Origin of the sequence: Brevundimonas sp. (assembly GCF_965279155.1) — a bacterium.
In the GTDB taxonomy this organism is placed as follows: domain Bacteria; phylum Pseudomonadota; class Alphaproteobacteria; order Caulobacterales; family Caulobacteraceae; genus Brevundimonas.
Window position 1 is genome coordinate 1 of the sequence record NZ_OZ257138.1, and the last position, 15,112, is coordinate 15,112.

The 15,112-nt window shown below is 65.1% G+C and carries 14 protein-coding genes; 6 read left to right on the top strand and 8 right to left on the bottom strand.

Annotated features, from left to right (window positions below; all coding sequences use genetic code 11):
* Positions 1–76 precede the first annotated feature (76 nt).
* Positions 77–268, top strand: a complete 192-nt coding sequence (locus ACQY72_RS00005; protein ID WP_428154853.1) for a hypothetical protein — start codon at positions 77–79, stop codon at positions 266–268.
* Here the strand turns inward: ACQY72_RS00005 and udk are convergent.
* Complete coding sequence (udk, locus tag ACQY72_RS00010; protein WP_428154855.1) at positions 265–912, bottom strand: uridine kinase; 648 nt, start codon at positions 910–912, stop codon at positions 265–267. The two genes, ACQY72_RS00005 and udk, sit on opposite strands and share 4 nt — an antisense overlap.
* A gap of 158 nt (positions 913–1,070) precedes the next feature.
* Here udk and ACQY72_RS00015 point away from each other — a divergent pair, with 158 nt between their 5' ends.
* Positions 1,071–2,699 carry a long-chain-fatty-acid--CoA ligase gene (locus ACQY72_RS00015; RefSeq protein ID WP_428154857.1) on the top strand — a complete coding sequence of 543 codons (1,629 nt, stop codon included), beginning with the start codon at positions 1,071–1,073 and terminating at the stop codon, positions 2,697–2,699.
* A gap of 16 nt (positions 2,700–2,715) precedes the next feature.
* The gene (locus ACQY72_RS00020) at positions 2,716–3,387 is read left to right on the top strand and encodes a DUF1499 domain-containing protein (protein WP_428154859.1); all 672 of its coding nucleotides are present in this window, start codon (positions 2,716–2,718) and stop codon (positions 3,385–3,387) included.
* Here the strand turns inward: ACQY72_RS00020 and ACQY72_RS00025 are convergent.
* On the bottom strand, positions 3,384–4,286 hold the full coding sequence (locus ACQY72_RS00025) for an MBL fold metallo-hydrolase (protein ID WP_428154860.1): 903 nt from the start codon (positions 4,284–4,286) through the stop codon (positions 3,384–3,386). The two genes, ACQY72_RS00020 and ACQY72_RS00025, sit on opposite strands and share 4 nt — an antisense overlap.
* A gap of 66 nt (positions 4,287–4,352) precedes the next feature.
* On the opposite strand from ACQY72_RS00025, the gene ACQY72_RS00030 reads away from it, so the two are divergent.
* On the top strand, positions 4,353–4,499 hold the full coding sequence (locus ACQY72_RS00030) for a hypothetical protein (protein WP_428154862.1): 147 nt from the start codon (positions 4,353–4,355) through the stop codon (positions 4,497–4,499).
* Between the two features lie 6 nt (positions 4,500–4,505).
* Here ACQY72_RS00030 and ACQY72_RS00035 read toward each other — a convergent pair whose 3' ends face one another.
* Complete coding sequence (locus ACQY72_RS00035) at positions 4,506–5,045, bottom strand: hypothetical protein (protein ID WP_428154864.1); 540 nt, start codon at positions 5,043–5,045, stop codon at positions 4,506–4,508.
* 252 nt (positions 5,046–5,297) lie between these two features.
* Here ACQY72_RS00035 and ACQY72_RS00040 point away from each other — a divergent pair, with 252 nt between their 5' ends.
* Positions 5,298–8,249: a TonB-dependent receptor domain-containing protein gene (locus ACQY72_RS00040; protein WP_428154866.1), complete on the top strand. Its 2,952-nt coding sequence runs from the start codon at positions 5,298–5,300 to the stop codon at positions 8,247–8,249.
* A gap of 139 nt (positions 8,250–8,388) precedes the next feature.
* Positions 8,389–8,943: a hypothetical protein gene (locus ACQY72_RS00045; protein WP_428154867.1), complete on the top strand. Its 555-nt coding sequence runs from the start codon at positions 8,389–8,391 to the stop codon at positions 8,941–8,943.
* Between the two features lie 48 nt (positions 8,944–8,991).
* Here ACQY72_RS00045 and metH read toward each other — a convergent pair whose 3' ends face one another.
* From metH to ACQY72_RS00070, 5 genes are read right to left on the bottom strand one after another with little or no spacing between them, the layout of a single operon-like run.
* A complete protein-coding gene (gene metH / locus ACQY72_RS00050; protein ID WP_428154869.1) occupies positions 8,992–11,658 on the bottom strand; it encodes a methionine synthase in 2,667 nt (888 codons plus the stop codon).
* Positions 11,658–12,068, bottom strand: coding sequence for a hypothetical protein (locus tag ACQY72_RS00055; RefSeq protein ID WP_428154870.1), 411 nt, complete (start codon positions 12,066–12,068; stop codon positions 11,658–11,660). The genes metH and ACQY72_RS00055 overlap by 1 nt, the downstream gene beginning before the upstream one ends.
* Entirely contained in the window at positions 12,068–13,162 is a 1,095-nt protein-coding gene (locus ACQY72_RS00060; RefSeq protein WP_428154871.1) for a homocysteine S-methyltransferase family protein, read from the bottom strand. Before ACQY72_RS00060 ends, ACQY72_RS00055 begins: the two co-directional genes overlap by 1 nt.
* Positions 13,162–14,103 (bottom strand): methylenetetrahydrofolate reductase [NAD(P)H], encoded by a 942-nt coding sequence (gene metF, locus ACQY72_RS00065; RefSeq protein ID WP_428154872.1) that lies wholly within the window; start codon positions 14,101–14,103, stop codon positions 13,162–13,164. The genes ACQY72_RS00060 and metF overlap by 1 nt, the downstream gene beginning before the upstream one ends.
* Positions 14,103–15,062 carry an ArsR/SmtB family transcription factor gene (locus ACQY72_RS00070; protein WP_428154873.1) on the bottom strand — a complete coding sequence of 320 codons (960 nt, stop codon included), beginning with the start codon at positions 15,060–15,062 and terminating at the stop codon, positions 14,103–14,105. The genes metF and ACQY72_RS00070 overlap by 1 nt, the downstream gene beginning before the upstream one ends.
* Positions 15,063–15,112 lie beyond the last annotated feature (50 nt).

The following is a 15,112-nucleotide window of genomic DNA, read 5'->3' on the forward strand; positions in this document are numbered from 1 at the left end:
CGGTCGCGGCCTCCCGCCGCCCTACAAACAGACGCCCGAGGAAGAGGCGGAGGACGAGCGCATCCGCGCGGAGCTGTTGGTCGAATACGAACGCCTGGACGCCATCATGGTCATCAAACAAGCCGAGGCCGACGAGCGCGCGCGCATCAAGGCGCTGAAACGCGAGGCCGAGGCGCAGGATGCCCGCGACCTCGCCGCCAGCGGTGCAGACCAACAGCCTGTCCTCATGGTCCAGTCGCCAGACCGCATCAGGGATCTTTGGCGCTAATCGTCCAGCAAGGCCTGCAGCAGCGGATGGGCCAGGACAGGCGCGGCGAGACGCACCACGGCCTGCGGGTCTTCCAGGCGCACGGCCGCCGTGGCGTCGGCGACGATGAAGTCGGCGTGGGTGCGTGACGGTTCGGTCAGGCGCTCGTGGCCCGGCCGCACGGTGGCCAGATATTGCGCCACGACCGAATCCGCCGACCGGCCCCGCTCGGTCTGGTCGCGCAGCAGGCGGCGGATGAAGCGGATGTCGGACGGGGTGTCCACGAACACCCGGATGTCGAACAGGGCGGTCAGGTCGGGGGTGCAAAGGACGTGGGTGCCCTCGACGATCACCACCTCGGCCGCCGCGATCGGTTCGCCGCCCGGCTCGCGCCCGTGGTGGATGAAGGAATAGACCGGCGCCGTCACCGCACGGCCGGCCTTCAGCGCCTTCAGGTCCGCGATCATCAGGTCGTGATCGCGCGCCGCCACATCGTCGAAGTCGAAGGTCGCCGCGTCGAAGCCGGGCAGGGAGGCGGCGTCGCGGTAATAGCTGTCCTCGCGCACCAGCACGGCCGACCCTTCCGGCAGGGCCGAAACCAGCGCCTCCGCCAGGGTGCTCTTGCCGGAGCCGGAGCCCCCCGTGATCGCGATCAATATGGTCATGGGCGCTCTTCTAGAGTGGTCGCGCGACCGACGCCACGGGGGACGATCCGTCGCGCGGCGGCTGACGTTACGTCACGTTGCTTATCGCCGATCACCGATGTTAGCGTCGGCTCAAGCGTCGCATCAAAGCAGACGCATCCAAGGGACAAGGATACGACATGCTGGGCTTGATGCAGGACTGGCCGCTGACGGTCGACAAGATCATCGACCACGCCAAACACTGGCACGGCGACCGCGAGGTGGTGACCCGCTCGGTCGAGGGCCCCATCGTCCGCACGACCTATGCCCAGATCCACGAACGCGCCCAACGCGTGTCCAGCGCCCTGAAGGCCTGGGGGATCGAGCCGGGCGACCGCGTCGCCACCCTGGCCTGGAACACCGCCAACCATATCGAGGCCTGGTACGGCATCATGGGCATCGGCGCGGTGTGCCACACCCTGAACCCGCGCCTGTTCCCGGAACAACTGATCTACATCATCAACCACGCCGAAGACCGGATCATCTTCGTCGACCTGACCTTCGTGCCGCTGCTGGAAGCCATCCTGCCGCACATCCCCAAGGTCGAGCGCGTCGTCATCATGACCGACACCGCCCACATGCCGCAGACCAAGCTGCCCAAGGCCGAGGCCTATGAGGACATCATCGCCGGTCAGTCGACCGACGTCGTCTGGGGCGATTTCGAGGAAAACACCGCCTGTGGCCTTTGCTACACCTCCGGCACGACGGGCCATCCCAAGGGGGTGCTGTATTCGCACCGCTCCAACTTCCTGCACACCTTCATGGGGCTTCAGGCCACCGTCATGGGCGCCACGCCCAAGGAGGTGATCCTGCCGGTCGTGCCGATGTTCCACGCCAACGCCTGGGGCATCGCCTTCGCCGGCCCCGCCGCCGGGACCAAACTGGTCATGCCGGGCGCGAAGATGGACGGTCAGTCGATCTATGAGTTGATCGAACAGGAAGGCGTCACCTTCTCGGCCGCCGTGCCCACCGTCTGGCAGGGGCTGTTCGCCCATATGAAAGAGCACGGCCTGGGCTTCTCGACCCTGAAGCGCGTGCTGATCGGGGGATCGGCCTGCCCCGAAAGCCTGATCCGCGGCTTCCAGGACGATTTCGGCGTCGAGGTCACCCACGCCTGGGGCATGACTGAGACCTCGCCCATCGGCACCATCGCCAACCTGCCGCCCGAGATCCTGCGTCTGCCCTATGACGAGCAGATGAAATACCGCCTGAAACAGGGCACGCCGCCGCTGGGCATCGAACTGAAGCTGAAGGACGAGGCCGGGGCGGAGCTGCCGCACGACGGCGCTACCTTCGGCCGCCTGATGGTCAAGGGACCGACCATCAGCCGCGCCTATTTCAAGGAAGAAGGCTCGATCCTGGACGACGAAGGCTTCTTCGACACCGGCGACGTGGCCACGGTGGACGAGATGGGTTTCATGCAGATCACCGACCGCGCCAAGGACGTGATCAAGTCGGGCGGCGAGTGGATCAGCTCCATCGAGATCGAGAATATCGCCGTCGGCCACCCCAAGGTCGAGATCGCCGCCGTCATCGGCGCCGCCCACGCAAAATGGGACGAACGGCCGGTGCTGATCCTCAAGCTCAAGCCCGATCAGGCTCTGGACAAGCAGGAGCATCTCGACTTCCTGCAAGGCAAGATCGCCAAATGGTGGATGCCCGACGACGTGGTCGCCGTGGACGACATCCCGCTGGGCGCCACGGGCAAGATCGACAAGAAGCTTCTGCGCGAGCGGATGAAGGACTACCGTCTGCCCGCCGTCGTCTAACCGAACCGGAGCCTGAATGCCGATCAGAAAGCCTGTCCCCGCCGTCCTGCCGTGGCTGACGGCGCTCGCGGCGGCGCCGGCGGTGTTGATCGTGGCGGCCATTGCGGCGACGCGATTCGGCGGCGTCGATCTGTCGGTCAGCTACGACATGCTGACCTGGACGGTGGCGCGCATCCTGGCCTGGATCGGTCTGGCGGGCGCGCTGGTGGCGGCGGTGTTGGCGTTGCGCGATCTGAAGGGCAGGGGGCTCTATGCGCTGGCGGCCCTGATCCTGGCCGGCGCAACGGTGGCCGGATTCATCTGGCGTCAAAGCCAAGACGCCGCGCCGAACCCGCGTGACGTGACCACCAATGTCGCCGAGCCGCCGGCCTTCTCGCGCGTCGCCGCCCTGCATGCCGGATCGACGCCCCAGACCTGTCCCGACCTGAGCGCCGTCCCGACCCAGGTCCTGGCCCAGCAGGCGACCTCGGCCCTGGTGGACGCCGGATTCGTCGTCACCCGCGCCACCACCTTCCAGGTCGAGGCCGTGCATGAAGGCGCCTGGTTCGGCTTCGTCACCGACGCCGTCGTGCGCATCCGCCCCGGACGCACAGACATTCGCGTCGCCGCCCGCGACGCCCGCCCCGACGGCGGCGCCGCCTGCCGCCTAGCCACCAAGATCGCCCGGAACCTGGAGGCCGAACGCTAGACCAGACGAAAACGAGCCGTCAGGCCCGGCTCGGCATCGCTGACCGCCGTCCCGTCCTCGACCAGCTTGATCAGATGGGCCAGCACCGACAGCGACGCCGCCGGCCACAGCCGCTGATCGACGGCGGCGTACAGGACGTGGACCATCTCGGCGACCGTCCGATCCCCCGCCGCCAGCCTCTGGACGATCTGCGCCTCTCGCTCCAGCCGGTGGGCCCGATACGCTTTCAGAAACGGCCGCACCTGCGTCACCGGAGCCCCGTGCGTCGGCCACAGCACGTCGAACTCCCGCGCGATGACCGCGTCCAGGCTGGTCATATACTGGCGCATGTTCCCGTCCGGCGGCGCCACGACCGTCGTGGACCACCCCATCACATGATCCCCGCAGAACAGGGCGTTCTCCTCGCGCAGGGCGAAGGCCATGTGATTTGACGCATGGCCCGGCGTGAACATCGCCTCGATCGTCCACCCGTCGCCTTGGATCGTCTCGCCGCCCGTCAGCACGACATCGGGCGCAAACCCGGCATCGTCATCTTCATCGAGCGAACCCGACGCATGCGTTTCCCGCACCGGAGGCGGGGCCGCCCAAATCCGTGCGCCGGTCGCCTCGGCAAACGGCCTCGCCAGCGGCGCATGATCCCGATGCGTATGCGTCACCAGCACATGGCTGACCCGCCGTCCCTCGACCGCCGCCATCAGCGCCGCCAGATGCGCCTGATCCAGCGGCCCCGGATCGATCACCGCCACCTCGGCCCCGTCCTCGTGCCGCCCGACGACATAGGTCCCCGTACCGGTGAAGGTGAACGGCCCCGGATTGTCGGCGATCACCCGCTGGATCAACGGCGAAACCTGATCGCGCCGCCCATAGGCGAAGTCGAAAGCCCGAATGAAAGGGATCATCGCCCCGGCTCCATCTGGCGCAGAGCTTGCGTTAACGCCTCGGTAATCACGCTTGGAGCGCCCGCCATGGCCCGTTCGATCGCCTTCGCTGTATCAAATCGGCTCCCGCTCGTCGCGACCGCCTTCCTCTGTCTCGCTGCGGTGCAACTGATCGCCGCCTCCTGCACCCCCGAACCGGCGCCCTATGCGGCGCGGGCGACAATTCAGCGCTGAACGACGCTATTCGCGACGAACGCGGAAGGGCGGATCGTTCGCCACCTTCATCATATAGCTTCCAAGGGCGGCTCGACGCACTGTCACCGGATTTTGTCGGGTCGTGGAAAACAAGACCTCCGCGCCGTCGGTTTTTCGCCATACCGAGCCATCGTCCAACGTGATCAACCATTCGCCCCGACCCAGGCTTCTGGCGGAGGCCATGGTGGCGGAAATGGACTGCAGGTTGTCAGGGCGGTCTGAGTTTTCGAACGGATTCAGCGCCGAGACGTTGAAGCCGAACAACCGGCGCTGATTCTGCTCCACGTCCTGGCGACTGACGACGGCGACCTCTCCGGCGGCCGCCAATCGGGTGGCGGCGGCGTCGAAGCACGCCAATCGTGCAACATCGGCCTCGATCTCGCGGCAGCGCGTGACCGTTCCGATCAGGTCGTTTCCTGCCGTCGCGTTATTTTGTCGCGCGTCCGCATGCCCGGCGACCAAACTCACCGCCATTACAGACATAACTGCGAGTTTTGATCCGGCCGTCCGGCTGATATGGGTCATTACGTTCTCGTGAAATTGGCGTCTCAGCCAAGTATATCATTAGAAATCAAGCTGCGCCCGATGTCTCTGAGGCGACCATGGTGTGTCGTCTTTGCGACAGGCGTGTCTCCAATGTGTTCAGGCGCCGCCTTCTCGCTGGACTTAGCATCGGCGTTGGTATGCTCTCTGACCCAACCGATCGTGGGGTCGGCAAATGGCTATTGATTGGGCGGTTCGTTCTTAACGACCTAGCCCTTCCCGGGAGAACAAGCCTTGAACACCAACAGATATCGTCGCGGCCTTCTGGCGACCACGATCATCGGCGGCGCCGCTCTGGCGATGGCCGCCACGCCCTCGTTCGCACAGTCGACTGACGACCAGGCGACCGAAGTCGGCGAGATCGTCGTCACCGGTTCGCGCATCGCGCGTCAGGACTATCGTTCGACCAGCCCGATCGTCACGGTCGATGCTCAGGACTTCCAGGCGACCGGCGCCGTCACCATCGACAGCCTGATCAACGACCTGCCGCAGTTCACGCCGTCGATCTCCTCAACCTCGAACAACCCGTCGAACGGCGGCCAAGCCAACATCAACCTGCGCAACCTGGGTTCCAACCGGACGCTGGTTCTGCTGAACGGCCGTCGCGTCGTTCCGTCGAACTCCGACGGCTCGGTCGACGTCAACCTGATCCCAACCGCCCTGATCAAGAACATCGAAATCATCTCGGGTGGCGCCTCGGCCGCCTATGGTTCGGACGCCCTGGCCGGCGTCGCCAACTTCATCATCGACGAAAACTTCTCGGGCGTTCAGGCCGACGTTCAATACGGCGAAACCGACCGTAAAGATGGCGTGACGCAGAGCTACTCGCTGACCGTCGGCGGCAACTTCGACGACGACCGCGGCAACATGGTGCTGTCGCTGAGCCGCTCGACCCGCGAGACCATCTTCAACGCCGCTCGGCCCTTCTCGGCTGTCTCGGGTCCGTCCGGCACGTCGCCGCTGGGTTCGACGACCTTCGACTCGACCAACCGCCCAAGCGACGCCTTCGTCAAAGCCTACTTCAACAACCAGACGATCGATAATACGGGCGCGTTCGGCTTCAACGACGACAACTCGATCTTCGCCTATATCGGCAAGCTGAACGTCAAGAACCCTGCTGGTGCAGGCCCCGAGTACACGCAGCCGGGCGCGAACTACACCTTCAACACCGGCCCGCTGAACTATCTGCAGCTGCCGCTCGAACGCTACAACGCCTATGCGGCCGGTCGTTACAAGATCAACGACAACGCCGAGGTTTACGTCAACGCGCTGTTCACCCAGTACACCGCCGACACCGAACTGGCCGCCAGCCCTGCCTCCGGCAACCCGGCGGCTCAAACCGGCTTCCGCGTTCCGGCGACCAACCCGTTCATCACCGGCGACCTTCGCAACTTCCTGAACGCGCGTCCTAACCCGACCAGCTCGTTCCTGTTGAACAAGCGCTTCACGTCGCTCGGCGGTCGTCACTCTGAAGATGAATACAACATCTACCAGCTGACTTCAGGTGTTCGCGGTCGCGTTCCGCAAAGCGAATGGACGTACGACGCATACGTGTCGTACGGGCGCGTTTCAAACACGACGACGCAAACCGGCAACGTGTCGCGCTCTTCGGTCCAGCGTCTGCTTGACGCTCCCGACGGCGGCGCCAGCCTGTGCGCAGGCGGTTTCGACCCGTTCGGCGTGACCAATCTGTCGGCTGACTGCCTGACCTACATCGGTCGTTCGGCTCGTAACTCGACCGTGACCGAGCAGACCGTCATCGAAGCTTCGATGCAGGGTAAGGCGTTCGACCTGCCGGCGGGTGAAGTTCGCGTCGCCTTCGGCGCCCAGTATCGTCAAGACGACTTTGCCTTCGGCGCCGATGCTTCGCTGGCCCAAACCAATGCGAGCGTCGCTCGCCCGGACGGTGGTTTCAACGGTGGTTCGGAAATCGCCGGGTTCAACCCGACGCCTTCGCTGAGCGGCGGCACCAGCTCCAAAGAGGTCTTCATCGAAGCCCTTGTTCCGCTGCTGGCCGATCTGCCCTTCATCGAGCAACTGGATTTGAACCTGGGTTATCGCTACGCCGACTACAGCACGGCGGGTGGCACACAGGCCTACCGCGCCGATCTGGACTGGTCGATCATCGGCGGGCTGCGCGCTCGCGGTGGCTACAGCCGCTCCGTTCGCGCGCCGTCGATCGGTGAACTGTTCTCGACCGCGAGCACGGGCTTCCCCAGCATTGGCGAACCTTCGGCGACCGGCACCGAGGGCGACCCCTGCGACCGTCGCAGCAGCTTCCGTGCCGGCGCCAACGCCGCCCAAGTTCAGGCGCTCTGCTTGGCTCAAGGCCTCGACGCCACCGCCTATCCGACCTACGTCTTCTCGAACAATCAGGTTCAAGGTTTCTCGGGCGGTAACCCAGGTCTGAACGAAGAAACTTCGGACAGCTGGACGGGTGGTTTCGTTTATCAGCCGACCTTCTCGTCGCCGTGGCTCTCGCGCGTGTCGGCCTCGATCGATTACTACAATATCGAGATCACTGATGCGATCGGCGCAATCGCCGCTTCGGACGCGATCCAGGGCTGCTTCAACTCGACCGGCGAAAACCCGACGTTCGATGCTGGCAACAGCTACTGCCAACTGTTCACGCGTGACCCGCTGACCGGCAACATCACTGGCGCCATCGAAAACAACGCCAACCTTGGCGCTGTTAAGACTTCGGGCATCGACTTCCAGGGCGACTGGTCGTTCGATCTGGGTGAAGTCGGCGCTCCTGACTGGGGTCGCCTGTCGTTCAACACGGTCATCAGCTGGCTGGAAAACTACGAAGACAACGTCGTCGAAGGCGGCGCTTTCACCGACCGTACGGGCACCATCTCCAGCACGTTCGGCAACACCTTCCCCGAGTGGAAGGCGCTGAGCTCGGTGTCTTGGGCCAACGGACCGTTCTCGGTCGGCGCCCGCTGGCGCCGGGTGGGTGAAATCACCGTGATCAACAGCACCACCGTGCTGCCCTCGATCGACTACTTCGACATGAACGCCTCTTGGTCGGTCAACGACACCGTCTCCCTGCGGGCCGGCGTCAATAATCTGAGCGACGAACAACCGAACGTTTACGTTCCGGGCGTTCAAGCCAACACCGACCCGTCGACCTATGACGTGCTGGGTCGCCGTTACTACGTCGGTCTGACCGCCAAGTTCTAAGGCCGGTCAAGGACACGAGACTGAGGCGGCGGAGCAACGCTCCGCCGCCTTTTTCGTTTGAGCGTCGCCGTAGAAAAACCATCGGGGCGGGTGAGCGTTGATGATCGCCGCCTGTTCGCGGCGCTCCTGAAGGAAGACCATGCTCAAACTCCTCGTTCCCGGTATCTCGGCCCTGTCGCTGCTTGCCGCAGGCTCTGTCGTCGCTCAAACCCAGGACGGTCCGATCGTCACGGGCAATCGTTCGGCCGAGACCGTCGATGCGTTGAAGATGCGCGAGGCGATCGCCTATGCACGGCCGCTGCCGCGTGGGGCGCCGAGCGCCGACTATCCGCTGGTGGCGTGGTGCGATGCGCTGGTGACCGGCCATGCCGATCTGGGCGACACCCTGCCGACCAAGGCGCCCGAGGACGTGGAACTGGTGCGTCTGGGCCGGCTCGAAGCCCAGGATTTCCGCAGCGCCCTGGCTGCCGCTGCGCCGCGCCAGTCGGCGGCGTCCAAGGCCGAGGCCGAACAGGCCGTCTCCGGCGTCAAGGCCCAGTGGGCGACGCTGATGAGCAACCCCGACGCCGAAGCCCGCAGCCAGTCGTTCGGTCTGTTCTTCGGTCTGCCCGGCCGTTGCGAACACGCCGCACGGCGTATCCGCAACAATGTCACTACACCGCCCGCCACGCTGGAAAGCGTCGGCATCAACTAGGCGGGATCGCGCGACCTAACTGACAAACACGGCGGCTTGAGTTTCGGCTCAGGCCGCCGTTTCGCGTTTGGCGGCATAGGGATCGTAGTTGAGGATGGGGGCCAGCCAGCGTTCGGCGGTCGCCACGTCCCAGCCCTTGCGGCGGGCATAGTCCTCGACCTGATCCAGATCGATCTTGCCGACGCCGAAATAGTGGCTGCCCGGATGGCCGAAATAGAGGCCGGAGACCGAGGCGGGCGGCGTCATGGCGTAGCTCTCGGTCAGGGCCATGCCGGCGTTGTCTTCGGCCTGGAGCAGGCGGAACAGGGTGGCTTTTTCCGTATGATCGGGCTGGGCCGGATAGCCAGGGGCGGGGCGGATGCCTTGGTACTGTTCGGCGATCAGCTCATCGACATTGGCCGTTTCGTCGGCGGCATAGCCCCACAGCTGAGTGCGAACTTCCTTGTGCAGCCGCTCGGCGAAAGCCTCGGCCAGGCGGTCGGCGAGCGACGTCGCCAGGATGGACGAATAGTCGTCGCCGGCGTCCTTGAACCGTTTGGCGACTTCCAACTCACCATGGCCCGCGGTGACGGCGAAGGCGCCGATATAGTCCTCGCCCTCTTCGGCGATGAAGTCGGAAAGGGCCAGGTTGGGCTTGCCGTTCGACTTCTTGATCTGCTGGCGCAGGGTGTGGAAGCGGGCGATCTCCGTGTCCCGGCCCTCGTCGGCGAAGACAATGATGTCGTCGTCGTCGGCGCGGGCGGGCCAGAAGCCGACGACGCCTTTGGCCGTGAACCATTTCTCGTCGATGATCCGCTTGAGCATGACCTTTGCGTCCTCGAACAGGTCGCGCGCGGCCTCGCCGACGATCTCGTCGTCTAGGATCAGCGGATAGCGGCCGATCAGCTCCCAGCTTGCGAAGAAGGGGGTCCAGTCGATGTGGTCGGCCAGGTCCTGCAGGTCCCAGGCGTCGAACGCCTTCACGCCGATGAAGGACGGCTTGCCCGGCATGGGCTGGGTCGGGTCGATGCGGAAGCGGTTCTCGCGCGCCTGGGCCAGGGTGGCGCGGGCCTTGACCTCCTGGCCACGTGCGTATTGCTCGCGGATGCGGATGTATTCGTCGCGTGTGGCGGCTTCGTTTCTGGCGCGTTCTGTCTTGGACAGCAGGCCGGAGACCACGCCGACGGCGCGGCTGGCGTCGACGACATAGGTGGTCGAGCCCCGGCGATAGGCCGGCTCGATCTTGACCGCCGTATGGGTGCGGCTGGTCGTGGCGCCCCCGATCAACAGGGGGATGTCGAAGCCGCGCCGCTCCATCTCGGCGCCGACAAAGACCATTTCGTCCAGCGACGGGGTGATCAGGCCGGATAGGCCGATGATGTCCACCTTGTGCTCGACGGCGGCGTCCAGAATCCGGTCGGCCGGGACCATGACGCCCAGGTCGATGACCTCGTAATTATTGCACTGAAGCACGACGCCGACGATGTTCTTGCCGATGTCGTGGACGTCGCCCTTGACCGTGGCCATCAGGATGCGGCCCGCCTGTTCGCGCGGCTTGCCGGCCTTTTCGGCTTCCATGAAGGGCTCCAGCCAAGCCACGGCCTGTTTCATCACGCGGGCGGACTTCACCACCTGGGGCAGGAACATCTTGCCCGAGCCGAACAGGTCGCCGACCACGTTCATCCCGTCCATCAGCGGGCCTTCGATGACGTGCAGCGGCCGGTCGAACGACAGGCGGGCTTCTTCCGTGTCGGCGTCGATGTATTCGGTGATGCCGTTGACCAGGGCGTGGGCGATGCGGGCGGCGACCGGCTGATCGCGCCATTTCAGATCGACGACGCGGGCGACGCCCTTGTCGCCCTTGTAGTTGGGGGCGATGTCGACGAGGCGTTCGGTGTTGGAGACATTGGTCCGCTGCGGACGGTTCAGGATCACATCCTCGACCGCCTCGCGCAGGGTGGGGTCGATGTCGTCATAGACCGGCAGGTCGCCGGCGTTGACGATGCCCATGTCCATGCCCGCCTGGATGGCGTGGTACAGGAAGACGCTGTGGATCGCCCGGCGCACCGGCTCGTTGCCGCGGAAACTGAACGAGACGTTCGACACCCCGCCGCTGATCCGGGCGTAGGGCAGGGTCGCCTTGATGACCTTCACCGCCTCGATGAAGTCGACGGCGTAGTTGTCGTGTTCCTCGATCCCCGTCGCCACGGCGAAGATATTGGGGTCGAAGATGATGTCCTCGGGCGGGAAGCCGACCTCGTTGACCAGGATATTGTAGGCGCGGGTGCAGATCTCGATCTTGCGGGCAGCGGTGTCGGCCTGGCCCACCTCGTCGAAGGCCATGACCACGACGGCGGCGCCGTAGCGCAGGCATTTGGTCGCCTGTTCTCTGAACTCGGCCTCGCCCGCCTTCATGCTGATGGAGTTGACGATGGGCTTGCCTTGGACGCACTTCAGCCCCGCCTCGATCACCTCCCATTTGGAGCTGTCGATCATCACCGGCACGCGGGCGATGTCGGGCTCGGCCGCGATCAGGTTCAGGAAGGTCCGCATGGCGACGACGCCGTCCAGCAGGCCTTCGTCCATGTTGATGTCGATGACCTGGGCGCCGGCCTCGACCTGCTGGCGGGCGACGTCCAGAGCGGCGGAATAGTCGCCCTCGACCACCAGCTTGCGGAATTTGGCCGAGCCGGTGACGTTGGTCCGTTCGCCGACATTGATGAAGGTGGGACGCATCAGGCTTGTCTGCTTGTTTGGTTCGCATGACCGAAATCGAAAAATACGGTTGAGCGATCTCTCCAAACCGTATCGAGGCCTCTTGTTTTCAGTGCAACGGCTGTATCGATGCGCCGGCAAATCGGCAGGCCGCTTTTGTGTGAACTGGCGGTGCCCGCTAGAATTCCATCACAAATGGCAAGCAGACGATCTGCTATTTCTCGGTCGTTCACGGGGGTGTCTTCTATAAAAAGATACTCCCAAGCGATGCTTACTGTCGGGGCTTTAACAATGACTTCTAGAGCACCTGTTTGCGGATAGAAGATCGCCTCAAAATCCTCCGGGCCATCTCCCTCCATCGTGAGCGCGCCTTCTGAGGCATGGGCCAATGCCCGCAACTCATCGGAAAAATAACTGATACAGGGAGCCATCACGCCACCATCTCGAAGGGTTCGAGCCCCGACAGCCGCAGGGCCACCGGACGTTCCGGGATCGCGCGCGGCTTCAACGGCGCAACCTCTTCGGCGACGTGCTTGATGTGGTCCGGTGTCGTGCCGCAGCAGCCGCCGACGATATTGACCAGGCCGGAGGCGGCCCATTCCTCGATGAAGTGGGCGGTCTCGTGCGGTTCCTCGTCGTACTGGCCCATGGCGTTGGGGAGGCCGGCGTTGGGATAGGCGGCGACCAGGGTGTCGGCGACGCGGCTCAGTTCGGCGATGAAGGGGCGCATCAGGTCGGCGCCCAGGGCGCAGTTGAAGCCGACGGCGAAGGGTTTGGCGTGGCGCACACTGTTCCAGAAGGCCTCGGCCGTCTGGCCCGACAAGGTGCGGCCCGAACGGTCGGTGATGGTGCCCGAAATCCAGATGGGCAGGGCATCCATGCCCTCGTCCTCCAGGTCCTTGATCGCCTTGATCGCGGCCTTGCAGTTCAGAGTGTCGGTGATGGTTTCGATCAGATAGAGATCGACGCCGCCCTCGTTCAGCGCCCTCACCTGATGGCGATAGGCCTCATAGACCTGGTCGAAGGTGACCAGCCGCGCGCCCGGATCGTTCACGTCGGACGACATCGACAGCATCTTGTTCAGCGGGCCGATCGAGCCGGCGGCGAAGCGCGGCTTGTGCGGCTCCTTCTCCGTCCAGCGGTCGGCCGCGGCACGGGCCAGTTTGGAGCCTTCCAGATTGATGTCCCACACCGCCTGGGCGTCCAGGGCGTAGTCTTCCTGGGCGATGGTGGTGCCGGAGAAGGTGTTGGTCTCGCTGATGTCGGCGCCGGCGCCGTAATACTGATCGTGCAGGTCGGCGATGACGTCGGGACGGGTGATGCAGAGGATGTCGTTGTTCCCCTTCATCTGGTGCTTCTCGTCATAGCCGTTGGCGGCGACGAAGCGGTCGGCGCGGAAGTCGGCTTCGGACAGGCCGCGCCGCTGGATCATCACGCCCCAGGATCCGTCGAGGACCAGGATCCGTTCCTTGGCCCCCTGATGCAGGGCGGCGATGCGTTCGGCGCGGGTGAGGGGAGAGGTCATTACGCAACGGCCTTGGTTTCACGCACGCCCAGCACGCGGCAGATCGCATAGACCAGATCGGCGCGGTTCAGGGTGTAGAAGTGGAAGTCGGAGAAGCCCTCTTCCTGCAGACGGGCGCAGGTCTCGGCGGCGACGGAAGCGGCCAGCAGCTTGCGGGTCTCAGGGTCGTCGTCCAGTCCGTCGAAATGGGCCTTCAGCCAGTCGGGGATGCTGGTCCCGCAGGCGCCGCACATGCGGGTCAGACCGGCGAAGTTCGACACGGGCATGACGCCGGGGATCAAGGGAATGGTCACGCCCGCCGCCCGCACCCGGTCGCGGAAGCGCAGGAAGGCGTCGATGTCGAAGAAGAACTGGCTGACCGCGCGGGTGGCGCCGGCGTCCACCTTGGCCTTCAGCACCTCGATGTCGTGATCGATGGAGGGGCTTTCTGGGTGGCGTTCGGGGTAGGCGCCGACCGTGACGTCGAACCCGCCGACGCGGCTGATGGCGGCGGTCAGTTCGGTGGCGTTGGCGTAGCCGTCGGCGCGGGGTTGATAGACGCCGCCGATGCCGGACCCGCCGGGCGGGTCGCCACGCAGGGCGACGATGTGATCGACGCCGATGGTCTGGTAGCCCGCGATGACCTCATCGACCTCGTCGCGGCTGGCCTCGACGCAGGTCAGGTGGGCGGCGGGGCGCAAGGATGTCTCGGTGATGATGCGCTGGACCGTGCGGTGGGTCCGCTCGCGGGTCGAGCCGCCGGCCCCATAGGTGACCGACACGAAGGCGGGGTTCAGCGGCTCCAGCCGGCGGATCGCCTTCCACAGATTGGCCTCGGCCTCGTCGGTCTTGGGCGGGAAGAACTCGAACGAGACGCGCACATCGTCGCGGTTGGACCCCGCGCGAGCGACAGGGCCCAGGGGCGACAGCAGCAGGGCGCGAGCGTCAGCTAAGGAAGCCATCAGGCGGTCTTTCTGTCCTGGACGCGGCGTTCCGCCGTCCAGATGGTCACGGTCAGGCCCTCGGCGTCATGCGGCAGGGCGATGGGGGCGGAGGGCGTCAGGCCGCCGTCCTGCAGCCAGCCGTTGATCTCGCTGTCGGCGAAACCCAGGCGGCGGTGTTGGTGCGCTTCGCGCATGTGTTCGAAGTCGTGGGGGGCGAAGTCGATGATGACCAGGCGGCCGTTCGGGCTGACCAGGCGGGCGGCCTCGGCGACGGCGGCGGACGGGTCGGACAGGTAGTGCAGCACCTGATGCACGATCACCAGATCGGCGCTGGCGGCGGGCAGGCGGGTGGCGAAGATGTCGCCGTGACGCAGCTCGACCTTGTCCAGTCCGGCCTTGGTGACGTTGGTGCGGGCGATGTTGAGCATGTTCTGGCTGAGATCCAGCCCGACCGACATCTTGGCCTTCTTGCCGAACAGGGTCAGCATCCGACCCGAGCCGGTGCCCAGATCGACGACGCGTTCGAACGGGCCGGGACCGACGGCCTTTTCCAGCGCGGCTTCGACGGCAGTCTCGCTGACGTAGAGCGAGCGCAGGCGATCCCACTGGGGCGCGATCTGTTCGAAATAGGTGACGGCGGCTTCCTCGCGATCCCTGCGCACCTCGTCGAGGCGGCGGTGATCGGCCTCGCCGGCATCCTCGGCCAGGATGTCCAGCACCGTGTCGATCAGGCGGCGCGCCTGGGCGTCGTGCGACAGGCGGTAATAGACCCGGGCGCCGTCCGGGAAGCGTTCGATCAGGCCGGCGTCGGTCATCAGCTTCAGATGGCGCGACACGCGCGGCTGGCTCTGGTCCAGAATGCGCGACATCTCCATGACCGAAAGCTCCTCGCCGGCCAGCAGCGACAGGATGCGCAGGCGGGTGGGTTCTCCGGCCGCGCGCAGGGCTTCGACAGTCTGATCAGCGGACAGGCTCATATGCTCATATAAAGATATCCTTATATGATTTGGCAAGTGAAATCGCTTCC